General features: G+C 67.4%; 22 protein-coding genes. 11 read left to right on the top strand and 11 right to left on the bottom strand.

What is annotated here, in order from left to right; all coding sequences use genetic code 11:
- The first annotated feature begins 38 nt into the window (after positions 1-38).
- The 7 genes from BM115_RS18265 to BM115_RS18295 all read left to right on the top strand — a co-directional run bounded on the left by BM115_RS18265 (position 39) and on the right by BM115_RS18295 (position 8,220).
- Entirely contained in the window at positions 39-596 is a 558-nt protein-coding gene (locus BM115_RS18265) for a penicillin-binding protein activator LpoB (protein ID WP_092297071.1), read from the top strand.
- 40 nt (positions 597-636) lie between these two features.
- Positions 637-2,139, top strand: coding sequence for a PelD GGDEF domain-containing protein (locus BM115_RS18270; RefSeq protein WP_092297432.1), 1,503 nt, complete (start codon positions 637-639; stop codon positions 2,137-2,139).
- Between the two features lie 3 nt (positions 2,140-2,142).
- Positions 2,143-3,129, top strand: coding sequence for a tetratricopeptide repeat protein (locus BM115_RS18275; RefSeq protein ID WP_092297074.1), 987 nt, complete (start codon positions 2,143-2,145; stop codon positions 3,127-3,129).
- Positions 3,126-4,721 carry a GT4 family glycosyltransferase PelF gene (gene pelF, locus BM115_RS18280; protein ID WP_092297077.1) on the top strand — a complete coding sequence of 532 codons (1,596 nt, stop codon included), beginning with the start codon at positions 3,126-3,128 and terminating at the stop codon, positions 4,719-4,721. Before BM115_RS18275 ends, pelF begins: the two co-directional genes overlap by 4 nt.
- Before the next feature lies 1 nt (position 4,722).
- Entirely contained in the window at positions 4,723-6,093 is a 1,371-nt protein-coding gene (pelG, locus tag BM115_RS18285) for an exopolysaccharide Pel transporter PelG (RefSeq protein ID WP_092297080.1), read from the top strand.
- Between the two features lie 266 nt (positions 6,094-6,359).
- On the top strand, positions 6,360-7,076 hold the full coding sequence (locus BM115_RS18290; RefSeq protein ID WP_092297083.1) for a response regulator transcription factor: 717 nt from the start codon (positions 6,360-6,362) through the stop codon (positions 7,074-7,076).
- A 13-nt stretch (positions 7,077-7,089) separates the two neighbouring features.
- The gene (locus BM115_RS18295; protein ID WP_255370891.1) at positions 7,090-8,220 is read left to right on the top strand and encodes a sensor histidine kinase; all 1,131 of its coding nucleotides are present in this window, start codon (positions 7,090-7,092) and stop codon (positions 8,218-8,220) included.
- 125 nt (positions 8,221-8,345) lie between these two features.
- Here BM115_RS18295 and BM115_RS18300 read toward each other — a convergent pair whose 3' ends face one another.
- Complete coding sequence (locus BM115_RS18300) at positions 8,346-9,215, bottom strand: MlaA family lipoprotein (protein ID WP_092297090.1); 870 nt, start codon at positions 9,213-9,215, stop codon at positions 8,346-8,348.
- 167 nt (positions 9,216-9,382) lie between these two features.
- On the bottom strand, positions 9,383-12,109 hold the full coding sequence (locus BM115_RS18305; RefSeq protein WP_092297093.1) for a hopanoid transporter HpnN: 2,727 nt from the start codon (positions 12,107-12,109) through the stop codon (positions 9,383-9,385).
- A 168-nt stretch (positions 12,110-12,277) separates the two neighbouring features.
- Between BM115_RS18305 and BM115_RS18310 the strand changes: the two genes are divergently transcribed.
- Positions 12,278-12,919 carry an MlaC/ttg2D family ABC transporter substrate-binding protein gene (locus BM115_RS18310; protein WP_092297096.1) on the top strand — a complete coding sequence of 214 codons (642 nt, stop codon included), beginning with the start codon at positions 12,278-12,280 and terminating at the stop codon, positions 12,917-12,919.
- Positions 12,920-12,965: 46 nt separating this feature from the next.
- Here the strand turns inward: BM115_RS18310 and BM115_RS18315 are convergent, their stop codons facing one another.
- The 4 genes from BM115_RS18315 to ispH are packed head-to-tail and all read right to left on the bottom strand — an operon-like array spanning position 12,966 to position 15,996.
- Complete coding sequence (locus BM115_RS18315; RefSeq protein WP_092297099.1) at positions 12,966-13,154, bottom strand: hypothetical protein; 189 nt, start codon at positions 13,152-13,154, stop codon at positions 12,966-12,968.
- Entirely contained in the window at positions 13,151-13,756 is a 606-nt protein-coding gene (locus BM115_RS18320) for a DNA polymerase subunit beta (RefSeq protein ID WP_092297102.1), read from the bottom strand. Before BM115_RS18320 ends, BM115_RS18315 begins: the two co-directional genes overlap by 4 nt.
- A gap of 47 nt (positions 13,757-13,803) precedes the next feature.
- Complete coding sequence (gene hpnH, locus BM115_RS18325) at positions 13,804-14,964, bottom strand: adenosyl-hopene transferase HpnH (protein ID WP_092297105.1); 1,161 nt, start codon at positions 14,962-14,964, stop codon at positions 13,804-13,806.
- 33 nt (positions 14,965-14,997) lie between these two features.
- A complete protein-coding gene (gene ispH / locus BM115_RS18330; protein ID WP_092297108.1) occupies positions 14,998-15,996 on the bottom strand; it encodes a 4-hydroxy-3-methylbut-2-enyl diphosphate reductase in 999 nt (332 codons plus the stop codon).
- Positions 15,997-16,208: 212 nt separating this feature from the next.
- Here ispH and hpnA point away from each other — a divergent pair, with 212 nt between their 5' ends.
- A complete protein-coding gene (gene hpnA / locus BM115_RS18335; RefSeq protein ID WP_092297111.1) occupies positions 16,209-17,201 on the top strand; it encodes a hopanoid-associated sugar epimerase in 993 nt (330 codons plus the stop codon).
- 30 nt (positions 17,202-17,231) lie between these two features.
- On the opposite strand, the gene BM115_RS18340 is transcribed toward hpnA, so the two are convergent.
- The 4 genes from BM115_RS18340 to BM115_RS18355 all read right to left on the bottom strand — a co-directional run bounded on the left by BM115_RS18340 (position 17,232) and on the right by BM115_RS18355 (position 20,229).
- On the bottom strand, positions 17,232-18,374 hold the full coding sequence (locus BM115_RS18340; RefSeq protein ID WP_092297435.1) for a glycosyltransferase: 1,143 nt from the start codon (positions 18,372-18,374) through the stop codon (positions 17,232-17,234).
- Positions 18,375-18,394: 20 nt separating this feature from the next.
- The gene (locus BM115_RS18345) at positions 18,395-19,303 is read right to left on the bottom strand and encodes a ferritin-like domain-containing protein (RefSeq protein ID WP_211943569.1); all 909 of its coding nucleotides are present in this window, start codon (positions 19,301-19,303) and stop codon (positions 18,395-18,397) included.
- 236 nt (positions 19,304-19,539) lie between these two features.
- Entirely contained in the window at positions 19,540-19,806 is a 267-nt protein-coding gene (locus BM115_RS18350) for a hypothetical protein (RefSeq protein ID WP_092297117.1), read from the bottom strand.
- Positions 19,807-19,959: 153 nt separating this feature from the next.
- On the bottom strand, positions 19,960-20,229 hold the full coding sequence (locus BM115_RS18355) for a hypothetical protein (protein ID WP_092297120.1): 270 nt from the start codon (positions 20,227-20,229) through the stop codon (positions 19,960-19,962).
- Positions 20,230-20,429: 200 nt separating this feature from the next.
- On the opposite strand from BM115_RS18355, the gene BM115_RS18360 reads away from it, so the two are divergent.
- Positions 20,430-21,542, top strand: coding sequence for an AGE family epimerase/isomerase (locus BM115_RS18360; RefSeq protein WP_092297123.1), 1,113 nt, complete (start codon positions 20,430-20,432; stop codon positions 21,540-21,542).
- A 28-nt stretch (positions 21,543-21,570) separates the two neighbouring features.
- Here the strand turns inward: BM115_RS18360 and BM115_RS18365 are convergent, their stop codons facing one another.
- Positions 21,571-22,428 (bottom strand): LysR family transcriptional regulator, encoded by an 858-nt coding sequence (locus BM115_RS18365; RefSeq protein ID WP_092297125.1) that lies wholly within the window; start codon positions 22,426-22,428, stop codon positions 21,571-21,573.
- A gap of 129 nt (positions 22,429-22,557) precedes the next feature.
- On the opposite strand from BM115_RS18365, the gene mdtD reads away from it, so the two are divergent.
- On the top strand, positions 22,558-23,964 hold the full coding sequence (mdtD, locus tag BM115_RS18370; RefSeq protein ID WP_255370892.1) for a multidrug transporter subunit MdtD: 1,407 nt from the start codon (positions 22,558-22,560) through the stop codon (positions 23,962-23,964).
- Positions 23,965-23,984 lie beyond the last annotated feature (20 nt).

Genomic DNA, 23,984 nt, shown 5'->3' on the forward strand with positions numbered 1-23,984 from the left:
TGACGACGAAGGTTTTCAAGGTAAACGAGGGGAATCCCATGAAAAAGACAATGACTGGCAAGGGCCGCATCGGGCGGATGGCAGCATGGATCGGTGCCGTTGGCGCGGCACTGTGGCTGGCGGGTTGCGCGGTGACGGATGTGGGCCGTGCGCCGCAAATGTCGCCCGGCGACACGGTGGCGGTGCTGCCGATTGTCAACTACACCGAGACGCCGCAGGCCGGCCTGCGCGCCGAAGCCATCGCCGAATCGCTGCTGAAGACCGGCGGCATCGCCAACCTGAAGCGCTACCCGGCTTCGCTGAACCCGGAAACGCTGTTCGAGCCGGCCGAGCGCGAGTCGGTGGGCAAGGCGCTGGAATGGGCCCGCGGCGAGCGTGCCCGCTACGCGCTGACCGGCGCGGTGCAGGAATGGCGCTATAAAGTCGGCGTGGATGGCGAACCGGCAGTGGGCATCTCGCTGCAACTGATCGACGTGGCCAGCGGCCAGGTGGTGTGGTCGGCCACGGGCAGCGACAGCGGCTGGAGCCGCGCCTCGCTGTCGGGCACCGCGCAGAAGCTGCTGCGCCGCCTGCTGGCACCGCTGATGCAGGGTTGATCGCGTTTTCGGACGCTGTAGAAAAGGACAGGTGACACGCGTGGGGAATTCTGCGGAAAAAAGGCGCCAGGGGCAGGGGATCGGCCTCGGCGGGCGCTATGCGCGCTGGCTGGCGCCCGCGGTGAGCGGGCCGGCTGCGGTGCTGGAGTTGATCGCCACGATGGTGGTCGCGATGGGGCTGGCCTATCTGGTGCTGCCGCAGAACCCGCTGCTGCTCGGCATGGGCTTTCCCTGGGCGTGGCTGCTGCCGGTGATCCTGGCGCTGCGCTATGGCACGCTGATCGGCGTGGGCTCGGTGCTGATGCTGCTGGGCGGCTGGTTTGTCTTCGAAGCGCTTGGCAGCTACACCAGCGCGTTCCCGCGCATGTTCTTCCTGGGCGGCCTGCTGCTGGTGCTGATCTCGGGCCAGTTCGGCGATGTGTGGGGCACGCGGCTGGCGCGCGCTCGCGCCGTCAACCGCTATCTGGACGAGCGGCTGGCCGCGCTGACCAAGAACCACTACCTGCTGCGCATTTCCCACGCGCGGCTGGAGAACGACCTGCTGGCACGCCCGACCACGCTGCGCGACACGCTCTCGCAGATGCGGGCCGTCGCCATGGGCGACGCGGCCCGGGGTGGGGTGGACCAGCCCGAGACCACGCTGCCCGGCGCGCAGCCGATGCTGCAAGTGGTGGCGCAGGCCTGCCAGATCGAAGGCGCGGCGCTGTTCGCGTGTGATGGCGAGCGCATCTCGCCGCAGGCCGCCGCGAGCATCGGGCCGGCCTTCGAACTGAACCTGGACGACCCGCTGGTGCGCCATTGCCTCGACACGCGCGAGCTGGCCCACCTGCGTTCCTCGGGCCTGCAGCAGGACGCCGAGACCCGCTACGTCGCCGTGGCGCCGGTGCTGGCTGGTTCCGACCGCCTGATCGGCGTGCTGGTGGTGGAGCGCATGCCGTTCCTCTCGCTGACCTATGAAAACCTCCAGCTGCTGATGGTGCTGATGGGCTACTACGCCGATGGCGTGGAGCACGGGCAGGCCACGCACGGCATCCAGGCGCTGATGCCGGCGATTCCGTACGCGTTTGCGCTCGACTACGCGCGGCTGTCGCGGCTGCGCCAGGAAACCGGCGTCGAAAGCTCGGTGGTGGCGCTGGTGTTCGACCTCGACGAAGCCCGCGACGCGCTGTTCGAACAGGTGGTGCGCAGCCGCCGGGCGCTGGACGTGGCCTGGCCCGCGCGCAGCCCGCGCCAGCGCGCCATGCTGACGCTGATGCCGCTGTCCGACAGCCAGGCCGTCTCGGCCTATCTGGTGCGGATCGAAGACATGCTGCGCGCGCAGTTCGGCACCGATTTCGCCACCTCGCACATCGGCGTGTACTCGCTGACCGTGCCGGCCACCGGCGCCGAAGACGCGCTGGTGCGGCTGTTGCAGCGTTGCCAGATCGATGGCGCCACGGCGACCGATGCCACGGCGCCGCGCTCGGTGGCCCCCGGCGTGGTAGCTGGCGCCGCCGGCAACAACGCTCCGGTGCCGGCTTCGGCCGGCACGCAGGCGGGCTGACGCATGGGCAAGCTGACCTTCGGCGGCACCGCCTTCCAGATCGCCGCGCTGGCGCTGCTGTTTCAGGGCGGCACGGGCCTGCCGCTGCTGCTGGCATTTTTCGCCCTGCAGGCGGCGGCCTCCGGGTTGCTGGGGCTGGCGCTGTGGCGTCTGCTGCCGCGCCGCTTCCGCGCGCCGTTTGCGTGGACCTACGCCTACCTCGCCGCGTTCTGCTTCTTCGTGCCGCTCGGCGGCACGCTGGTCTGCCTCGGCAGCCTGCTGTTCGCGCGGCTGTTCCCGGGCCGGCGCGATGCGTCCGGCATTGCCTCGGTAGCGCTGCCAGCCTTCGTCACCCACCTGATCCAGCGCGTGACGCACGGTGGCGGGGCGCGCCTGCGCGCGCAGCTTGGCAATACCCGCGCGCCGCTGCCGGAGCGCATGAACGCGCTGGTGGCCATGCAGTCCATGCCCACGCGCACGGCCAGCCCGGTGCTGCGCGAACTGCTGGCCGATAGCACGGACGATATCCGCCTGCTCGCCTACGGCATGCTCGACGGCGCCGAGAAACAACTGACGCAACAGATTTTGGCCGAACTGCCGCGCCTGGAAGCCGCCGACACGCCCCAGGCGCGCGGCGAGATCAACAAGCGGCTGGCCGACCTCTACTGGGAACTGATCTACCAGAACCTGGTACAGGGCGATGTCTACCGCTATACCGCCAGCCAGGTGGAGCGCTACGCCAGCGCCGCGCTGGAGACCGACGACACCAACGCCGCGCTCTGGTACATGCGCGGCCGGCTGGCGCTGACGCGCAATGCGCCGGCCGAGGCGCGCGCGTGGCTCACGCGGGCCGAGTCGCTTGGCTTCGCGCGTGAGCGCGTGCTGCCGCTGCTGGCGGAAGCCGCCTACCTGGAACGCGACTACGCCGCCGTGCATCGCCTGATGGCGGCTTTCGACAGTCCTTCGCCGCTCCCACTGGTGCGGCCCCTGTTGCGGTACTGGCAATCATGAGTGAAATACTGGTCAAGGGAACGTCCGCCGACGTCATGCTGCTGCTGGAAGGCACGTTCCCGTATGTGAGCGGGGGCGTGTCCAGCTGGGTCAACCAGATGATCCGCGCTTTCCCGGACATCCGCTTCGGCATCGTCTTTATCGGCAGCCGCCGGCAGGACTATGGCGAGATGGCCTACGCGCTGCCGGACAACGTCGTGCATCTGGAAACCCATTTCCTGTACGACTTTCCGCCGCCGCCGATGGTGCACGGCAGCGCGGGCGACCCGAAGGCTTTTGAGAAGTCCGACGCGCTGCACGAAATGCTGCGGGAGCCCGGCAAGGAACAGGAGGCGGGGGAGCTGATCCGCGAACTGATGCCGGCGCTGCGCGAGGGCGGGGCGCTGTCGGAAGATGCCTTCCTCTACAGCCGCCGCGCCTGGCAGACGATCACCGAGCAGTATCGGCAGTTCTGCACGGACCCGTCGTTCACGGACTACTTCTGGACCATCCGCATCATGCACAAGCCGCTGTGGCAGCTGGTGCGGATTGCCGACTCGCTGATCCCGGCGAAGATGTACCACACGGTGTCCACCGGCTACGCGGGCTTTCTGGGCGCGATGCTGCGCTACCGCAGCGGGCGGCCGCTGCTGGTGTCCGAGCACGGCATCTATACGAAGGAACGCAAGATCGACCTGTTCCAGAGCCAGTGGATCCGGGACAACCGCAACATCTTCGAGCGCGACATCTCCCAGATCAGCTACTTCCGCGAACTGTGGGTGCGTTTCTTCGAGACGCTGGGCCGGGTCTGCTACGACGCCGGCGACGAGATCGTGGCGCTGTACGAGGGCAACCGCCGCCGCCAGGTGGCCGATGGCGCGGTGGAAACCCGCACGCGCAATATCCCGAACGGCATTAACCTGCCGCGGCTGTCGGCGCTGCGCACGCAGCGGGCGCGGGGCGTGCCGCCGGTGCTGTGCCTGATCGGCCGCGTGGTGCCGATCAAGGACATCAAGACCTTTATCCGCGCGATGCTGACCGTGGTGCGCGAGTATCCGGACGCCGAAGGCTGGATCGCCGGCCCCGAGGACGAGGATCCCGAGTACGCGCAGGAATGCCGCAGCCTGGCGGAAAGCCTGGGGCTCGGCCAGAAGGTCAAGTTCCTCGGCTTCCAGAAGATCGACGAACTCCTGCCGAAGGTGGGCGTGCTGATCCTCAGCTCGATCTCGGAGGCGCTGCCGCTGGTGGTGCTCGAGGGCTTCGCGGCGGGCGTGCCGTGCGTGACGACTGACGTGGGCTCGTGCCGCGAACTGATCTTCGGCCTGCCGGGCGAGGATGCAGCGCTGGGCGCGGCGGGCGGCGTGGTCCGTATCGCCGATCCGGCCGCACTGGCTGGTGCCGCGCTGGAACTGCTCACCGACCCGCCGCGCTGGCAGGCTGCCCAGGCGGCCGGCATCTCCCGGGTGGAGCGCTACTACACGCAGGAACAGATGGTGGGCAGCTATCGCACGCTGTATGCGTCGCTGATGGACAAGCCCGATCACGCGGGGCGCACGGATGGGGTCGCGCCCGCCGGCAATCCGGCAAAGTGCCCCGTGCACGGAGGACGCTGACATGGCCGGGATTGGTTTCGAACTCCGCAAGATGCTCCGGCGCGACAGCCTGTCCGGCATGCTGAGCGCCTACGCCTACGCCGGCGTGATCAGCTCCGGGCCGTGGGTGCTGTCGATCCTCGGCATCCTGCTGATCGGCCTGCTGAGCATCGGCTTCGTGATTCCGGGGATGCTGATCACGCAATTCCAGGTGTCGGTGACCTACCTGATTGCCTGCAGCCTGATCCTGACCGGGCCGATGCAGCTGTCGTTCACGCGCTTCACCTCCGACCGGCTGTTCGAGCGGCGCGACCACCTCGTGCTGTCGAACTACCACGCGGTGGCGCTGCTCTCCACCGGGCTGGCCGGCGCCATCGGCGTGGGCTGCGCGGTCTGGGCGTTCCCGGAGCAGTCGGTGCTGTACCGGCTGCTGATGATCGCGGGCTTCGTGATCATGAGCAATATCTGGATCGCGGCGATCTTCCTGTCGGGCATGAAGCAGTACAAGGCCATCGTGTGGACGTTCTTCGTCGGCTACACGATCACGGTGCTGGGCGCGCTGGCGCTGCGCTCGCGCGGGCTGGAGGGGCTGTTGGCCGGCTTCGTGGTGGGGCAGCTCTGCCTGCTGGTGGGCATGATCACGCTGATCTACCGCAACTACACCAGCCAGCGCTTCATGTCGTTCGAGGTGTTCCAGAAGCGCTACGCCTATCCGAGCCTGGTGGCCATCGGCCTGTTCTACAACCTCGGCATCTGGATGGACAAGTTCATGTTCTGGTACGCGCCGTCCACGGGCCAGCAGGTGATCGGCCCGCTGCACGCGTCCATCATCTACGACATCCCGGTGTTCCTGGCCTACCTCGCCATCATCCCGGGCATGGCCGTGTTCCTGGTGCGTATCGAGACCGATTTCGTCGAGTACTACGACGCGTTCTACAACGCGGTGCGCGGCGGCAGTTCGCTCGAGCACATCGAGGACATGCGCAACACGATGGTCCAGACCATCCGCCTGGGGCTGTACGAGATCGTGAAGGTGCAGGCCATCGCGGCGCTGCTGCTGTTCGTGATCGGGCCGTGGGTGCTGCGGCTGCTGGGCATCTCCGAGCTGTACCTGCCGCTGCTCTATGTCGACGTGATCGGCGCGAGCTTGCAGGTGGTGCTGCTCGGCGTGCTCAACATCTACTTCTACCTGGACCGCCGGCGCGAGGTGCTGCTGCTGACCGGGACCTTCGTGGTGCTGAACTTCGTGCTGACCCGGCTCACGCTGGAGCTGGGCCCGGCCTGGTATGGCTACGGGTTCGCGGTGTCGCTGCTGATCGTGGTGGCGCTGGCGCTGTACCTGCTGGACCGCAAGCTGGAGCGCCTGGAGTACGAGACCTACATGCTGCAGTAGGGCGGAGCGGGCAGGGGAGGGCTGTTGTAGCTTTTACACGCGGTGGGGCGCTTGCGTGCGCCTCGCTAGCCATCGTTTCAAACGTGCCGGCCCCATGTGGCCCAATGTGGCCCTATGGCTGCGCTTGCCGCGCGCCATCCCCCGCCGTCGCGGCGGCGCCGCAACACTGGTGCATGCCCCCCGAACGGAGCCTCGACGCGCCATCGTGCGTTTGGGTAACATGACGCGGCCGCGCCACACATCGGCGGTAGTCATCAGAGGGATGTATGAGAATTGCCTCCGTGGAGGACGACCCCAGCCAGGCCGCACAGATCCGACAACTGCTCGAGGAGGCCGGCTTTACCTGTACGAGCTTCGCCGCCGGATCGGATTTCCTGCGCGCGCTGCGCGACCAGGTATTCGACCTGCTGGTCATCGACTGGCAACTGCCCGACATGAGCGGCTACGAAGTCGTGAACTGGGTGCGCCAGCATGCCGGCCGGCTGCCGCCCATCCTGTTCCTGACCAGCCGGATCGATGAATCCGACATCGTCGCCGGCCTCGCCGTGGGCGCCGACGACTACCTGGCCAAGCCGGTGCGCCCCGCCGAATTCGTGGCCCGGGTGCGTGCGTTGCTGCGCCGCGCCTATCCGGCGGTGCCTCATGACGATCAACTGCTGCGCCAGGGCCGCTATGTAGTGGATGCGCGCCGTCGATCCATCACGCTGTCGGGCACGCTGGTGGAACTGTCGCCGCGCGAGTTCGACCTCGCGCTGTTCCTGTTCCGCAATATCGGCCGGCTGCTTTCGCGCGAGGTGATCGAGCAGGCCGTCTGGGGCCGCGCCATGGAGGCCGGCTCGCGCACGCTGGACACCCATATCTCGCGGCTGCGCATCAAGCTGGAGATGCGGCCCGACAACGGCGTGCGGCTGATGTCCGTCTACTCGCACGGCTACCGGTTCGAGGAGGCCAGCACGCTGGCCGCAGGGCAGCCTGATGCGTAGCCAGGCGCCGCCGTTGCCCCGGTATCTCGACGGCCTCGAGAACCTGCCCGAGGCCACGGTGATCGTCGATATCGACGGTGGCATCCTCGTGGCGAACCGCCGCGCGGTGGCGCTGGCGCCTGCCATGCTGTCCGGCATCGAGGATCTGGGGGCAGGCGCATCCCTCGATTTCCCCGATTTCCCCGAAGATGCCTATGGCGGCCTCGCGCCGCCGGGCCTGCCGGACCTGATCGAAGCGCTGTTCCCGGTGCCGGGCCCCGGCCTCGCCTACTGGGACGGGCTCTGCGCGGTGCTGGATTCCCACGCGCCGGTCATGTCGTCCGACGATTCCCAGGGCGTGGAACTCGCCACCGAGGACGATCGCCGCTTCCTGCTCCACGGCGCGCCGCTGCAGGGCGAGGCGGGCTGCCCGCCCGGGGCCATCGTCAGCCTGATCGACATCACCACGGTGCGCCGCGCCGAGCGCCAGCGCGCCCAGATGCTGCATTTCCTGTCGCACGACATGCGTTCGCCCCAGGCGTCGATCCTGGCGCTGATCGACATGCAGTCGCGGCCCAACCGCGCGCTGCCGCCGGAGGTGCTGCTGGCCCGCATCGCCGAGCACGCTCACCGCACGCTGGCGCTGGCCGATGACTTTATCCGGCTGGCGCAGGCCGACTCGGAGCGGCTGGAATTTACCGAGGTGGAGCTGACCGGGCTGGTGCTGGATGCCACTGATGAACTCTGGGCGCTGGCCAAGGCGCGCGGCATCGAGCTGCAACTGAGTCTGGAGGCGGAGGGTGAGACCCTGCGTGCCGCGCCGGTGCTGCTGGTGCGCGCCATCGCCAATCTGGTCAGCAATGCCATCAAGTTCGGGCCGCCGGGCAAACCGGTGTCGGTGCGACTGCGGCGCATGGGGCCGTTCCTGGCGGTGGCGGTGTCGGATTCCGGCCCTGGGATTTCCTACGCGGATCAGGCACGCCTGTTCGAACCGTTCCGCCGCGTGCATGCGCCGGGCGCCGATGCGCCGGGCGGCAGCGGGCTGGGGCTGGTGTTCGTGAAGACCGTGGCAGAGCGGCACGGCGGCCGCGTCATGGTGGACAGCGCCGCCGGCGCCGGGGCCACCTTCACGCTGTTGCTGCCCTTGCGCCGCCGCGCCGGCTGATCCGGCCGCGCCGACACAATTGTTGGCAATCGGCAGAGCCGAACTTGCCTACGATGGGTGGGGCCACGGACTCCGCATCCGAGGCTTTAGTGTCCGCGCTGGCCTCGGCGCGGACACGGCTTTTTTTACTTCGCCATCCCCGGTGCAGGCGCCGGCGTGGCGGCCGGCACCGGTGGGGTGGGTTCGGGCTTGGCGCCGTCGGCGTCCGGCTTGGCCGATGCATCGGGGGAAGCCGGCGTATCCGGCTTGATCCGCTTCGGCACGTCCGAAGGCGTGCCCTCATCCTCATCGTCATACGACGGCAGATCGTCGCCGCCCTGGCCCAGCAGGTAGCGGCGGCGCTGCAGATAGCCATCCCGCACGAAGGAATACTTGTCCAGCGCCGCCAGCGAGAGCAGGTCCGTCGCGCCGAGCAGGTTCGTCCGCACGTTCACCACGTTGAGCGCGAACAGCGAATTGCGCCATGCCGGGTCGAGGTAGTGCGCCGGGTCGAGGTAGAAGCTGCCGGCCAGCCCGATGCCATCACGCACCGTGCTCGGCCCGAACAGCGGCAGCACGATGTACGGCCCCTGCGGAAAGCCCCACACGCCCAGCGTCAGCCCCAGATCCTGCGAATGGCGCTCGATGCCGGCTGCCGTGGCGATGTCGATCAGGCCTCCGATGCCAAGCACCGAGTTGATCGCCACGCGCATCAGCGTCTCCGCCGCGGCGGTGCCCTTGCCTTGCAGCAGGTTGTTGGCGAAGTTGCCGACGTCGGCGAGGTTCGAATAGAAGTTGGTCACGGCCAGCCGCACCGGCTCGGGCGTCACGGCCTTGTAGCCCTTGGCGACGGGCACGGCCACGTACTGGTCCACCGTGTCGTTGACCTTGAAGGTCACGCGGTTCATCGGCTCGAGCGGATCGTCGGGGTTGGCTTGCGGACCGGAGGCGCAGCCCGTGATCAGGGCGGAGAGGGCGGTAGCGGCCAGCACGCTGGCGATCCGCGAGCGGCCCATCGAGCGGGGAACAGAGGGGGAAACCGGAAGATGGCGGGCGCCGGGCATGAGCGGGAGACGGGAGAGCATGGTGAGACGGTTGGTCTTTCTTGATTTCTTGTGGTTATGGGGGCCGGCCGCCGGTACTTCAAGGGCGGCGGCAGGCAACAATACCGCATCACCGCCACTTACCGCCTGGTATTCCCGTTGTCTGCCCCATGGTGGTTATCGGCGGAATTCCCCAGCGTCGTAGCCACCGTCAAGGGGGGTAGCGAGGGGCCGAGCGGGTCATGGCGCCCCACCGGCGCCCGGCGCGGCCGGCCCATCAGGATCGGCTGGAAGAACACCGCGCCCGCCAGCGTGGTCACCAGCGCCAGCGCCAGCAGCTTGCCCATGCTCGCCGTGCCCGGGTGGTGCGACAGCCAGAGGCTGCCGAACGCCGTGGCCGTGGTGGCGGCGCTGAACAGCACCGCATGCGTCAGGCTCGATTGCAGCAGCTTGGTCTTGCCGTTGCGCCACGCAATCACGTAGTAGATCTTGAACGCGACGCCGATGCCGAGCAGCAGCGGCAGCGCAATCACGTTGGCGAAGTTCAGCGCGATGCCGAACACCACGCACAGCTCCAGCGTGACGATGCCGGACACCAGCAGCGGAATCAGCGTGCGCAGCACGTCGCCGATGCGCCGCAGCGTGATCCAGAGCAGTACCGTGATCGACAGCACGGCCCATAGGCCAGCATGGCTGAACGCGGTCATGATCGTGTCCGCCGAACCGCGGATCGCGATCGGGCCGCCCGTGGCATCGGGCTGCACGCGGGCCATCACGTCCAGGAAGTGGTCGAGCGCGGCGGCGCGCGCGGCCTCGTTCTTGACGCCTGGCGGTGGCAGCTTGGGCGTAACGCTGAGCAGCGCCTTGCCGTCCGGGGCCAGCCAGTCGCGCAGGAGTTCCGGCGGCAGGGTCTGCTGCGACACCGGCTCCGGCTGCAGCGAACGTTGCAGCGTGGCCAGCGCAAGCCGCAGCGGCAGGGCGATGGCGCGCTCGGCACGATCGCGCGTGGCGGGTTCGGCATCGGACAGCTTCTTCAGGGAACGCGACAGATGCGCGGCGGCTTCCGCGCCCGGGCCGGGATGATCGAGCGCGGCCAGGTCGAGCTGGCGCGAGGCGTTGCGCAGTGATGCCACGCGCCGCACATCGTCAGCCGGCGCGGATGGGGTTTGCGTCAGCGCCGGCATCATCGTCTTCGCCAGCCCGGCGATGATCGCCAGCTTCGGCGCCTGGTCGTCAGGGATGAAGGTGCGCAGCGTGACCACGCGCTCCACCTCGGGCAGGGCCTTGAGCTTGTCGGCGGTGCGCTGGGCGGCGGCCAGGGACGGGGCCAGCACCTTCACGTCGTCGGTGCCGGCCTGCGGGGCATCCTTGAGCGCCAGCAGCGTGGACATCGACTCGGAATGCGGGTCCTTCAGGTGCAGCGGATCGAAATCGAACTTCAGGTGCGGCAGCAGCGGGGCGCCGCCGATGATCAGCACCAGCACGCCCACCAGCACGCCCTTGCGATGGCGCTCGAAGAACGCATCGGCCGGGGCCAACCAGCCGAAGCCGGGCAACTCGGCTTCGCCCTTGGGGCGCAGCACGCGGATCAGGGCCGGCAGCAGCGTGAACGTGGTGGCGTAGGCGATGAACATGCCCACGCCGGCGATCTTGCCCAACTCCGCCACGCCCCGGTAGTCGGTGGGCAGGAAGCAGAAGAACGCGGCGGCAGTGGCGGCGGCGGCCAGCGTCAGCGGCGTGCCGACGTCGCGCGCGGTCAGCCGCAGGGCTTCGTCGAGGTCGTCGTGCTCGTGCCGCTCGGCACGGTAGCGCACGCCGAACTGGATGCCGAAGTCCACCCCCAGCCCGACGAACAGCACGGCGAACGCCACCGAGATCATGTTCAGCGCGCCCACCATCATCAGGCCCAGCGCGGCCGTCATCAGCAGGCCGGCCACCAGGCTGGCCAGCACGGCCACGATCAGGCGCGCGGAACGCAGCGCCATCCAGAGAATGCCGATGACCACCACCAGCGTGAGCAGGCCGTTGAGCACGGCACCTTCGCTCACGGATGCGAATTCGTCGTCCGCCAGCGGCTGCGGGCCGGTGAGACGGACGGCGGCGCCATAGCGCTGGTCGAGCTTGAGATCGGCGGCGGCGCGACGGATGGCCTCGCTGGCGCCGGCGCCGGCCTTGAGGTCGCTGAAGTCGAGCACCGGCGACAGCGTGACGAAGCTGAACGCCCGGCCATCGGCATTAGGCTTCAGGCTGTCGTCGACCAGCCCCATCCAGGACAGCGCCACGGGTTTGTTGGCCAGCACGCCGTCCACGGTGGTGGCGCTGGCCGCCAGCAGCTTCTCCATATCGCCCAGCTTGATCTGGCCCAGTTGCAGCGGCAGGGTCAGCGTGGTGGTCAGCAGGTCGGACAGCCCACGCAGTGTGGGGTCATGGGCGAGGTTGTTGATCAGCGGTCGCGCCTGGGTGAGCTTGGCGGCCATGTCGTTGACCGAAGCCGTATCGGCGAACAGCAGGCCGTTGCGCTCGAAGAAGGCGCCCGCGCCGGGCTGGCCTACTGCGCGGAAGCGCTGCGACTGCTGGCGCAGGGCGTCGGCCAGCTCGTTGGCGGCGGCGTCGGCCAGTTCCTTGGCCGGGGCCTGCACCACGGCCAGGATCATTTTGTCGCGCTGCGGAAACGCGTCGCTGATGGCCGCGTCGTTCTGCGCCCACGGCGCGTCGGACTCCAGCAGGCGGCTGATATCGGTATTGATGGCGAAGTTGCGCGCCATGTAGACGCTGCTGGCAATGGTGAGCAGCAGCGAGACGCCGATCACGGTCCAGGCGCGAACGGTGGAAAACTTGACGATACGGGTCAGCGTGGATCTGATCATTTGCGTGGGGTTCTGGCACCCGGCCCGGCCGGGGCGCACGGAGGCGGCAGCCCGGAGTATAGCCGCTGGCAGCGGCTTCTCCGCACCCGCCGCGGTCCGGCCGCGCCGCGATCCGCTATATACTGGGCCGACTGGCCCTGTGGTCGATTATCCCTGCATCGGAGACTCATGAACCGACAATTTCCCAGCGCCATCATTGCTCCCGCGATTGCCCCCGTTGCCGTGGCGATTGCGGCCGTAGCGATGATCGGCACCGCGCACGCCCAGACGTCACCTGACAAGCTCGTGCAAACCGCCGTCGAAGGCGTGATTGCCAAGATCAAGGCCGATCCCGAGACGCGCAGCGGCGATCTGGCAAAAATTACCGCCGTCGTGCAGCGTGAGTTCCTGCCTTACACGGATTTCGGCCGCACCACCCGCCTCGCGGTCGGGAATGCCTGGAAGCAGGCTACCCCTGAACAGCAAAAAACACTCCAGGAGCAATTCACGGCCCTGCTGGTGCGCAGCTACGCGGTTTCGCTCTCGCAACTGCGTGACCAGAGTCCCAAATTTACCTACAAGCCGGCCAAGGCTGGCAGCAGCGCCAACGACTCCGTGGTGGCCACCCGCGTGCTGAACAATGGCGACGAGATGCTGATCGACTACCGCCTCCAACGCGGCAACGACGGCTGGAAAATCTACGACATCAATATGATGGGCGCGTGGCTGATCGAGGTGTACCGCAAGCAGTTCGCCGACATCGTCGCCCGCGACGGCGTGGACGGCCTGATCAAGTATCTGACCAATCACAACGCCCGGGCGGCGGCTTAATCGGTCCTAGGTGGCTTGAGCGGTGAAGGGCGGGCCTCGGTGGCCGTCATCCCAGCAATTGGGGATGATGACCCCGGAGCCAGCCGGTCACGTCATCCAGTAGTTCCGCGGCGCAGGCGATACATTCGCGCACGGCGGACAACGGCACCAGATCCCCTGAATAGTCGGAAAGGTTGCGCTGTTTGCGCAGTGCATCAAGCACGATAAGCCGCTCGGCGGGCAGGCTGATGGTCAAGGCTCAGTCCCAGCAGATTCTCCAAGGTCATCGTCGTTGCCGATCAGGAAAAGCTTCGGTTTCGCAACCACATCCACGACGAACGGATCCCGGCGCTGGACGAGTGATTGCCATTCCTCCGCGGAGAACACCTTTGCGTTGATCTCGCGGGCGAGCGACGACTGTACCGGATACAGTAGCTGAACACTGTCCCGAAAGGTAATAGACCCGATGATGGCGACGTCGATGTCACTGTCGGCCACGTCACGGCCCGCTGCCACGGAACCGAAGATGAACGCCGCCTGGATTGAGGCGGCGACTGGCGCGAGGGCAAGCGTCAAGGCCTCGACTGCGCCGGACGTCTTGCGCATGATCCCGGCCAGTTCCTCGAACACCGGGGAAGCCCGGTTCGCGCGATAAAGCACCTGGTTGCCCTGGGGCGTACGCGTGAGGATGCCGGCTTCCGCCAGCTTGCTCGGTTCTTTATGGAGGGTGCCGGGCGCCGTGCCGGTCAGGCGGGCAATCTCTCGGACGTGATACGACGCCTCCGGGCGCAGCAGGAGCAGGCCCAGAACACGGCGCCGGTATTGGCTGAAGAGGGTGTCGGAAAGAGATTGAAGCATTTTCGGCTACGATTGTAGCCAAAAATGCTTCGACTGCGAGATTGCGCTCAATGCGTCGCTTGCACGGCTTCGGCGCGGCTGCCCTGAGCCTTCTTCAGGTTGCCGATCTCGGCCAGCTTGATCTCGACGTGGCGCGAGAACACGTAGTCGGCCGGGCGTTGCTTGTCCAGCGAGATGTCCGGGGCCATGGCGCCGGTCGTCTTCACGCCGCGCAGGGTCACGCCCAGCGCCTTGAGCGGATGCGAGAACGTGTCGGCCACGGCGGTGGCTTCGAAGCCGCTGTGGACCATGCAGTCGGCGCACTTTTCATAGTTGCCGACGCCATAAGCGTCCCAGTCCGTGTCTTCCATCAGTTCCTTGAAGGTCTTCACGTAGCCTTCGCCCACCAGGTAGCACGGGCGCTGCCAGCCGAACACCGTGCGCGCCGGGTTGCCCCAGGGCGTGCACTTGTAGGTCTGATTGCCGGCCAGGAAGTCCAGGAACATCGTCGACTGGCTGAATGCCCAGTTCTTGCCCGCACGGCCGCGCGACAGGATGTCGCGGAACAGCTGCTTGGTCTTGTTGCGGTTCAGGAAGTGCTGCTGGTCCGGCGCGCGCTCGTAGGCATAGCCCGGCGACACCGTGATGCCGTCCACGCCCATCGCCTTGACCGAGTCGAAGAACTTGGCCACGCGGTCCGGCTTGGCGTCGTTGAACAGCGTGCAGTTGATGTTCACGCGGAAGCCGCGTTCCTTGGCCATGCGGATGGCTTCCACGCAGCGGTCGTACACGCCTTCCTGGTTGACCGAGTGGTCATGCATCTCGCGGTCGCCGTCGAGGTGGATCGACCACACGAAGTACGGGCTCGGCTCGTACTGGTCGATCTTCTTCTCCATCAGCAGCGCGTTGGTGCACAGGTAGACAAAGCGCTTGCGGGCGATGATGCCGCGCACGATCTCGGGCATGTCCTTGTGCAGCAGCGGCTCACCGCCGGCGATGGACACCACGGGCGCGCCGCACTCGTCCACGGACTGCAGGCATTCCGCCACGGACAGGCGCTGGTTCAGGATGGGATCCGGATAGTCGATCTTGCCGCAGCCGGAGCAGGCGAGGTTGCAGCGGAACAGGGGTTCCAGCATCAGGGCGAGCGGGTAGCGCTTTTGCCCGGAGAGGTGCTTGCGAGCAATATAGGCGCCAACGCGGGCGACCTGCAGAAACGGAATGGCCAAGGGGTGCTTCCTGTGAGGGTTCGGCGGTGCGGTTCAGCCTGCCGCCGTCTGGTCGGCGAGGCGCGCATCGCGCTGTTCGGTTGTCTTGCTGGCGGGTTGTGCCAGTGCTGTGTCGGCCAATTCGGCCGGCAGGCGGAATTCCGCGTGTTCCACGATGCCTTCCATGGTCGATACCTCGACCGGCCCGAGTCGGCGTAACGCCGCGATCACGTCTTCCACCATCGCCTCGGGCGCCGAGGCCCCCGCGGTAATGCCCACGACATCGGCGTCCCGAACCCAGGCGGGATCCAGCTCGCTGCCATCGGCAATCAGGTAGCTCGGCACGCCGCTTTCCGTGCCAATTTCGCGTAAACGGTTGGAATTGGAGCTATTTGTCGCCCCGATCACGAGAATCACATCCACCCGCGACGACATCTCGCGCACCGCACTCTGGCGGTTTTGGGTGGCGTAGCAGATGTCGCGCGTGTTCGGCCCGACCAAATTGGTGAAGCGCGCCGCGAGCGCCGCAATGATATTACGGGTGTCGTCCACGGACAACGTGGTCTGCGTGATATAGGCCACGGGGGCATCTATCGGCAGGTCCAGCGTGGCGACTTCCGCTTCATTCTGGACCAGGATCACCTTGCCGGGGATCTGGCCCATCGTGCCTTCCACCTCCGGGTGCCCGGCATGGCCGATCAGGATCACGTGACGGCCGGCCGCAGCATACTGGCGGCCCTGGGTATGCACCTTGATGACGAGCGGGCAGGTCGCGTCGATGGCGTGCAACGCTCGGTGCCGGGCGTCCGCCACGACTTCCCGCGAGACTCCGTGGGCGCTGAAGATGGTGACGGCTCCACCGGGCACTTCTTCCAGTTCCTCGACGAAACGCGCGCCTTTCTGCCGCAAGCCTTCCACCACGTGCTTGTTGTGGACAATCTCGTGCCGGACGTAGACGGGAGCGCCATGCTTGACCAGCGCGCGGTCGACGATCTCGATCGCACGGACCACGCCGGCACAGAAGCCCCGAGGCTGGGCGAGTATTACCTGCATAGGGACGGCCCCCCGACCCACTGACGAATATTCAACATTTTCTTATCTTGGTATGCCGGCATCACTTTCCGGCTCACGGTGGTTACTATATACCGGTGCAGAAATTTCTGTCTGGCACGTTGGCTGCGGCCAACACGGGCTTTTGGGTCACAATGCGCGTGGTTTAGGGCCTTAACGGCCCAAAATGGCAATCTGTAGACAGGGGAACTGAAATTAACAATTGCATTTTGGTGACAGGCGCGTCGGGTTTTCTTGGCTCTTCTGTGATGCGGCAGGCCCTCGACCGGGGTTTCCAGGTCCGGGTGCTGGTGCGGGCCACCAGCCCGCGTGCCAACCTTGCCGGGTTGCCTGTGGAGGTGGTGGAGGGCGATATGCGCGACGCGGCGTCCATGTCGCGCGCGATGGCGGGCGTGCGCTATCTGTTCCACGTGGCGGCCGATTACCGGCTCTGGGCGCCCGATCCCGAGGAAATCGTCCGATCCAACGTGGATGGCACCGTCACCGTGATGGAAGCCGCCCGGCAGGCCGGCGTGGAGCGCATTGTATACACCAGCAGCGTGGCCACGCTCCGGGTGGCCGGCGCCACGGCGCCCGTGGACGAGACGGCTGCCATGGCCGGCCACGAGGCCATCGGCGCCTACAAGCGCAGCAAGGTGCTGGCCGAGCGCGAAGTGGAGCGCCTGGTCGCCGAGGGTTTGCCGGCGGTCATCGTCAATCCGTCCACGCCGATCGGCCCGCGCGATGTACGGCCGACGCCCACCGGGCGGATCATCGTCGAGGCGGCCACGGGCAAGATCCCGGCGTTCGTCGATACCGGCCTGAACCTCGCCCATGTCGATGACGTCGCGACGGGCCACTTTCTGGCGCTGGAGCGCGGCAAGATCGGCGAACGGTACATTTTGGGTGGTCAGGACGTCACTTTGCAGCAGATGCTGCAGGACATCGCTGGCATGACCGGCCGCAAGCCGCCCACCGTGCAACTGCCGCGCTGGCCGCTGTACCCGCTGGCGCGGGTGGCCGAGACCGTGGCGCGTTTCACCGGAAAGGAGCCGTTCGTGACCGTTGACGGCCTGAAGATGTCCCAATACCGGATGTTCTTCACGTCGGACAAGGCGCGGCGCGAACTTGGCTACACGCCGCGGCCGTATCAGGAGGGGCTGCGTGACGCCCTGACCTGGTTCCGCGAGGCCGGCTATCTCAACTAGCACTATTAGATACAGATAGGGCGATCGCGCTCACGAGCGGATCGGCGCCTGGGCGCGGCCTTTCCACTGGCCGCCCCGGCGTAGCCAGTAACGGCGCGCCGAATCCAGCGTCGCGCCCAGATAGAACAGCGCGGTGAGCGGCAGCAGCGGTGCCAGCCAGGCCGGCTGCCGGTATTCTCGCAGCATCGGCCGATAGCTGACCGCCATCAGGATCCACGCCAGCCACGCCGGCCACAGCGCGGCGCCACCGGCCAGCGCCAGCACGGGTGGGGCCAGGTAGGTCAGGATCATGCCGAGCGTGGCGCCGGCCAGCATCCAGGGCGAGTAGTGCAACTGGGTGTAGGCGCTGCGCGCGATCATGTTCCAGAGGCTTTCCCAGTCGTCGTAGGGACGCAGCGAGACGCTGTCGTCCGCCAGATCGAGCCGGATCGGGCCGCCTTCCTTGATCCGCGCCGCCAGGCTGCAATCGTCGATCAACTCCCCGCGAATGGCATGGAAACCGCCGATACGGGCCAGCGCCGAGCGCCGCGCCAGCATGCAGCCACCCGCCGCCGCCGCAACGCGGCTCGACGGGTCTGCCACCCGCGCGAACGGGTAGAGTTTGGCGAAGTAGAAGACAAAAGCCGGCACGATCATGCGTTCCCAGGCTGATTCACAGCGCAGGCGCACCATCAGCGAAACGAGGTCGCGGCGCTCAGCCTCGGCGCGGGCCAGCAGTTCCGTCACCGTTCCCGGGCCATGCCAGATGTCGGCGTCGGTGAGGAAGGCGAACCCGGCGTCGGGCATCTGCACGTCGGCAGCGGCCAACCCTTCGGACTGCGCCCAGACCTTGCCGCTCCAGCCGGCAGGCAGGTCCCGCGCCGCCACCACGGTGAGCTGGTCGGCCTTGCCGATCGACAGGGCGGCGGCCCGCGCGATGTCGGCGGTGCCGTCGCTGCTATGGTCGTCCACCACGATCAGGTGAAGCCGGCCCGCGTAGTGCTGGCCCAGCACGCCGGTCACGGCGCGGCCGATCACATCGGCCTCATTGCGGGCGGGGATGATGCCGACCACGGGCGGCCACGCGGCGGGGCGGGGGGAGGGCGCGGGTTTGCGCACGCGCCAGAAGCCGGCGCGGGCGAAGACCAGCACGCACCAGATCAGCAGGACCAGCAGGGACAATCCAAACGCCATGGCGTGCGTCAATTCCAGATTCATTTGAGAAAGCGGCGCACCAGCCGGGCCAGCCGGGGCACCGTGGTCGGGCGCAGAAGCCGCGCATCATACCCCGCCATGCGCCGCGCGTCCTCGGCCAGGCAGAGGTCGATCATGGCGCCGGGGGAGAGCGTCTGGCCCAATGTGTCGGCGGCGTTCATCGGAAAATTCGCATCCTGGGCGGCGCCGTCCACATCCACGTCAATGCCGCGCGCGATGCCGATGCGCTCGCGGATCAGGAAGAACCAGACCCGCCAGACCTTCCAGGCGAAGGCGGGCTTGCGCCACCACGGCAGGCTGGCGCGGTACCACGCCACCCAGTTCGCAAAAAACAGGATATGGCGGCCTTCTTCCTGGATCACGGGCTCAAATGTCTCGACCAGCTCGGCCGGAAAGAAGCCGGAGTCCTTGGCGGCGGCGAACAGCCCGAACGCGGCGAAGCTGTCGATGCACTCGCTGTAGCCGGTCACCAGCCAGCCCCATTCGGGGTCGGCGGGCGGCAGGTACTCGGGTTCGGGCGCCAGCGTGATGCCATACGCCTCCACCAGCTTGGCCAGCACCACCTTGTGGCGCGCTTCCTCGTCGGCATCCATCTCCAGCGCGCTGCGCAGCAGCGGGTCGCGCACGGTGCGGGCATAGCTGTGCACGCGGATGGACGCACGGCCCTCGGTCTGCACGGCGATGTCCCAGATCGGCAGCGAGGTCACCCGGCGCAGCGCATCGGGCGGCAGCACCGGCCAGTCGATCACGGACGGTTTGTAGGGGTTGTGGGTCTGCAGCAGCATGTTGCAGAACATGCGCAGGTGTTCGGGAGAGCCGATGCGGAGCCGGTCCGGCAAGGGATCGGTCCAGTGGCGCATCGCATGGTCGGCCTGCTCCACCGCTGTGCGGGCGATGGTCGCCGCCACGGCGGCGGCACGCGCCTCAGCGCTGGCGGGGGCAGACGGGCTCGGCGAACTGGCGGTGTCGGCAGGGGCGGATGGCAGGTCCGCGACGCTGCCATCGGCTTCGAAAGCTCTTTTCATTGGCGCTCCGGGCAGGGGATGCGGAGGCCATTGTATCTAGGGCCGGTCAATATCGCAGGCCAGGGTGGCCTGATTTTTTCGGGGGCGCACTGCCGGAAGCGGGATTTCGGCGAATTGTCTTACCGCGCACGCGATTCGTGTCCGGGGCGGCGATGCGGGTCGGGCGGGAATTCGGGGAAGACATCGCATTCGCCCCGCACGATGTTCTCGATGGTGGCACAGATGCCCTCGGTGCCGCGCGGGCCCACGCAGACCAGGCTGCGCGGATGGTCGGAATGCGGCGGGATGGCGTAGACGTGCATCCCTTCACGATAGAGAGGATGCCGGGCGAGCCGCTCGTTCATCAGTTCGACAAAGCGGCGGGGGCTGACAGTGGGCTTGTCCATCGCTTTTCTCCGAGAGGCATACGGGAAAAAACGGGACAAAGCGTCCCGTGCCGTGTGCCGCCACGCTTTCAGACTAGGCCGGCGGCCACGGTGGATCAAGGGCAAACAAGCGCTAACGTCGCTTAATGCCTGCCAAACGGATGTTCGATGCGTCTAATGGCGCATGTCCTTCGGATACATGCCGGGCAGTTCGCTTGCCGCGCGCTGGCCGTCGAGCATGCTGTTGCCGGCGGCCCAGCAGGCCGCTTCGGCCTCAGCCTGGGAGCCGTAGTCGGTGGCCGCCTCGATCATGCTGTCGCATTCGGCGCCTCCGCATTTCTCCTCCACCACGATGCGCCATGTATAGCGTCCGGGTGGGTCTTCCATCACATGCATCACGAGGGTGCGACGGTGGTCGGCGATTGTCGTGGGATGAGCGGACATGGCGGTTCTCCCGGAGGGCAGAGTTACGACCGGTGGTGGACTTTCAACATAGCACCGCATCGCCGCTTTGCCAGTGTCATCTGCCGGCGTGCGGCGCGCGCGGCGCCTGGCGCCTTCCGCCGCCCTGTCATTTCCAGTATCTTGTGTCGCCTGGGCAGTGGCCGCGCAACGCGGCAGCGCCCGCATTTCGCTCACCCCCAATGCTCGCCTCTCCGACACTTTCCGAACGGATCGCCTCGCTGATCGCCCATTTCGACACGGCCATTCTGCCCGCCTGGACCGGTCCCGGCTGGCGGGCAGACCTCCGGCTGGCGCATGAGGCGCTCGATGGCGCCACCAGCCAGCCCTTGCCAGACAAGCGTTTCCGGGCGATGGCCTGCGCGCGGCAACTGTACGTCTTCGCCACCGCCGGCCACCTCGCGCATGCCGATACGCTGTTCGCCTCGCTCCAGCACTATTTCGGTGATGGCGCAGGCGGCTGGATCTACAGCACCGATGCCGATGGCGCGCCGCGCGACACCACGCGCGACCTCTACACCCACGCCTTCGTGGTCTTCGCCTGCGCCCACTACCATCGCGCCGGGGGCAGTGCGGCGGCGCTCGAGACCCTGCGCCGCACCGTGGATGTGATCGAGAATCGATTCGGCGACGGAAACGGCCTCTATCACGCGGCTTTGTCGCCCAACTTTGCGGTCAACGGCGGCGGCGTGCTCCAGAACCCGGTCATGCACCTGACGGAGGCCTACCTCGCCGCGTGCGAGGTCACGGGCGATAGCTGGTTCGCCGCCCGCCTGCCAGAGATGGCGGCGGCCGTGGCGGAGCGTTTCGTCGATCCCGCCAATGGCTGCGTGGCCGAGCAGCCGCAGGGCACGCCCGGCAACCGGATCGAGCCGGGACATCAGTTCGAGTGGTATTCGCTGGTGATGATGGCGCCGGCCCTGTTCGCCGATACGCCGTTGCCGGCCTCGCTGCGCCGCGCGTACGACTTCGCACGCACCCATGGTGTGATCAATGACACACTCGGTGTCAGCGCAGCGCTGGATCTCGACGGCACGCTGCAGGACGGTACCCAGCGGATCTGGGCCCAGACCGAATTCGCCCGCGCGTTGGCCGTAAAGGGCACCGTGGAGCCAGGCGCGGCGCCGCTGATCGAACTGGAGCAGTGGATCGACCGCTTCCGCAGCCGTTTTCTCCATGCCGATGGCTGGCACGAATGCGTGGCGCCGGACGGCGAGGTGGTGCGCGCCGAAATGCCGTCCACCACGCCTTACCACCTGCTCACGGCCTATCAGGCGCTGCGCGCGCTCGGCTGAATCGGCGACGAAGCGGGCTGCTGACGCCTCAATCCAGGCGCGATGCGCGCAGATCACTCTTGCGCAGCAGCGTCAGCAGCGTCTCCGCCGGCTCGGACAGGCGGCCAGCCGCCAGCGAGATAAATTCCACTTCTGGCAGCGCCGGCAACTCCTGACTGTTGACGGGCGGCACCAGCCCGCGCCCCGCCAGCGCATGGGCCCGCACGGTGATGCCGAGCCCGCCGCGCGCGGCCGCGATGCAGCCGGAGTGGCTGCTGCTGGCGCAGACCACGCGCCAGGGCCAGCCGGCCTTGGCCAGCGTGGCGAGCACAATCGAGCGCGTGACGCTGGGCTCGTTCACCAGAATCAGCGGCAGCGGCTGGCGCACGTCGATCACCGTGCCCGGCCGGGCCAGCCATTCCAGCGGCCCCCGGAACAGCGACACGCCGCGCCGGTCGCCCTCGCGCCGCTTGCCGATCATCAGATCCAGCATGCCGGCATCGACCAATTCATAGAGCTTGCCGGTCATGCCGATGGTGATTTCGAGTTCCACGTCGGGATGGGTGTCGCGGAACGCCGCCAGCACATTGGGCAGCGGGCCCTGGGCGAGGTCGTCCGAAGTGCCCAGCCGCACGCGGCCGCGCAGCCGGGGCGCGCTGAACTGCGATTCTGCGCGCGCCAGCGCCTCCAGGATTAGCCGGGCGTGGACCAGCAGCGCTTCGCCATCGGCAGTCAGACGCAGGGAGTGGGTGTCGCGCACGAACAGGCGCCGCCCCACGCTGTCTTCGAGCCGGCGGATATGGTCGCTGACCGACGATTGCGAGAGGCCGAGCTGGCGGCCAGCATCGGTAAAACTGCGCGCCGTCGCCACGGTGGCGAAGGTCTGGATCCAGACGGGATTGAGCATCGGGCCATTGTCATCGGCTTTTCCGATTGCAGTCAATAACGCCAGAGGGGTTCCCGATGGGCAGCCCGGTGTTTACCATAGGGTCCATTGTTCCTGGCCACTGCCGACCAGGGATTACAAAGAATCACCATGACCACCGCTTCAGCCCCCGCCAGCCCAGCCGTTGCCTCGCAGAAGGCCATGCTGTGGATCGTCTTCGCCGGCTTCTTCATGCAGACGCTGGACACCACCATCGTCAACACCGCGCTGCCCTCGATGGCGCACAGCCTCGGCGAAAAGCCCCTCGACCTCAAACCGGTGGTGGTGGCCTACACGCTGACCATGGCGATGCTGACCCCCGCCTCCGGCTCGCTCGCCGACAAGTTCGGCACGCGGCGCGTGTACTTCTGCGCCATCCTGATCTTCGTGCTCGGCTCCATCTACTGCGCCACAGCCCATACGCTCACGCAACTGGTGATCGCGCGGGTGCTTCAGGGCGTGGGTGGCTCGATGCTGCTGCCGATCGGCCGGCTGGCCGTGCTGCGCAATATCCCGGGCGAGCAGTACATCGCCGCGCTGGCGTTCGTGTCGATCGCCGGGCAGGTGGGGCCGATCTTCGGCCCGGTGCTGGGCGGCTGGCTGGTGCAGAGCGCGTCCTGGCACTGGATCTTCCTGATCAACGTGCCGGTGGGGCTGGTGGGCCTGCTGGCGGTGCGCCGCTACCTGCCGGCGGGGGAGGCCGGCGTGGCGCCGCCGTTCGACTGGGTCGGCTGCGGGCTGCTGTCGCTATGCATGGTGGCGTTCTCGCTGGCGCTGGACGTGCCGCACGGCGCATCCCACGCGCTCCTGTGGAGCCTGGGGCTGGCCGCCGTCAGCATCGTCGCCGCGCTGCTTTATATCCCGCATGCACGCCGGCACGCCACGCCGCTGTTCCGGCTGGCGCTGTTCCGCGAGCCGAACTTCAGCGTGGGGCTGGTGGGCAATCTGGTCTGCCGCATCGGTTCCGGCGCGGTGCCGTTCCTGCTGCCGCTGCTGATGCAGTTGCAGCTCGGCTATTCGCCGTTCCATTCGGGCCTGATGCTGCTGCCGGTGGCGGTGGCCGGGACCGTGTCCAAGCGCTGGATCGTGCCGCTGGTCAACCGCTACGGCTACGACAACTTCCTGCTGGTGAACACGCTGATCGTGGGGGCCTCGATTGCCTCGTTCGCGGCGATGTCGCCGGGCTGGCCGCTGGCCCTGTCCATCCTGCAACTGGCCACGTTCGGGGCCTCGAACTCGATGCAGTTCGCGGCCATGAACAGCGTGACGCTGAAGGGCCTCTCGCGCGAGGACGCCGGCAGCGGCAACAGCCTGTTCTCGATGGTGCAGATGCTGGCCATCGGCCTGGGCGTGACGATTGGCGGCGGGCTCGTCAGCCTGTTCTCGAACGAGCTGGGCGTGGCCGCGCCCGCCTATCGGCTGGCCTTCCTGGCGGTGGGCATCATCACGCTGCTGTCGGCCTTCGTGTTCCGGCGACTGGACGGCGAGGCACTCAATCCGGTGCGCCGCGCGGTCTGAGCCCGGTCTGAGCCCTAGCT

The sequence above is a fragment of the Cupriavidus sp. OV096 genome (genome assembly GCF_900115455.1).
In the GTDB taxonomy this organism is placed as follows: Bacteria; Pseudomonadota; Gammaproteobacteria; order Burkholderiales; family Burkholderiaceae; genus Cupriavidus.

What these genes read in the sequence shown, in the direction of transcription:
- BM115_RS18350 (WP_092297117.1), bottom strand. Translation starts at nt 19,806, where the DNA reads ATGGACAAGCCCACTGTCAGCCCCCGCCGCTTTGTCGAACTGATGAAC.
- BM115_RS18310 (WP_092297096.1), top strand. Translation starts at nt 12,278, where the DNA reads ATGAACCGACAATTTCCCAGCGCCATCATTGCTCCCGCGATTGCCCCC.
- BM115_RS18275 (WP_092297074.1), top strand. Translation starts at nt 2,143, where the DNA reads ATGGGCAAGCTGACCTTCGGCGGCACCGCCTTCCAGATCGCCGCGCTG.
- BM115_RS18305 (WP_092297093.1), bottom strand. Translation starts at nt 12,109, where the DNA reads ATGATCAGATCCACGCTGACCCGTATCGTCAAGTTTTCCACCGTTCGC.
- ispH (WP_092297108.1), bottom strand. Translation starts at nt 15,996, where the DNA reads ATGCAGGTAATACTCGCCCAGCCTCGGGGCTTCTGTGCCGGCGTGGTC.
- pelF (WP_092297077.1), top strand. Translation starts at nt 3,126, where the DNA reads ATGAGTGAAATACTGGTCAAGGGAACGTCCGCCGACGTCATGCTGCTG.
- BM115_RS18340 (WP_092297435.1), bottom strand. Translation starts at nt 18,374, where the DNA reads ATGGCGTTTGGATTGTCCCTGCTGGTCCTGCTGATCTGGTGCGTGCTG.
- mdtD (WP_255370892.1), top strand. Translation starts at nt 22,558, where the DNA reads ATGACCACCGCTTCAGCCCCCGCCAGCCCAGCCGTTGCCTCGCAGAAG.
- BM115_RS18355 (WP_092297120.1), bottom strand. Translation starts at nt 20,229, where the DNA reads ATGTCCGCTCATCCCACGACAATCGCCGACCACCGTCGCACCCTCGTG.
- pelG (WP_092297080.1), top strand. Translation starts at nt 4,723, where the DNA reads ATGGCCGGGATTGGTTTCGAACTCCGCAAGATGCTCCGGCGCGACAGC.
- BM115_RS18360 (WP_092297123.1), top strand. Translation starts at nt 20,430, where the DNA reads ATGCTCGCCTCTCCGACACTTTCCGAACGGATCGCCTCGCTGATCGCC.
- BM115_RS18300 (WP_092297090.1), bottom strand. Translation starts at nt 9,215, where the DNA reads ATGGGCCGCTCGCGGATCGCCAGCGTGCTGGCCGCTACCGCCCTCTCC.
- BM115_RS18320 (WP_092297102.1), bottom strand. Translation starts at nt 13,756, where the DNA reads ATGCTTCAATCTCTTTCCGACACCCTCTTCAGCCAATACCGGCGCCGT.
- BM115_RS18365 (WP_092297125.1), bottom strand. Translation starts at nt 22,428, where the DNA reads ATGCTCAATCCCGTCTGGATCCAGACCTTCGCCACCGTGGCGACGGCG.
- BM115_RS18290 (WP_092297083.1), top strand. Translation starts at nt 6,360, where the DNA reads ATGAGAATTGCCTCCGTGGAGGACGACCCCAGCCAGGCCGCACAGATC.
- BM115_RS18265 (WP_092297071.1), top strand. Translation starts at nt 39, where the DNA reads ATGAAAAAGACAATGACTGGCAAGGGCCGCATCGGGCGGATGGCAGCA.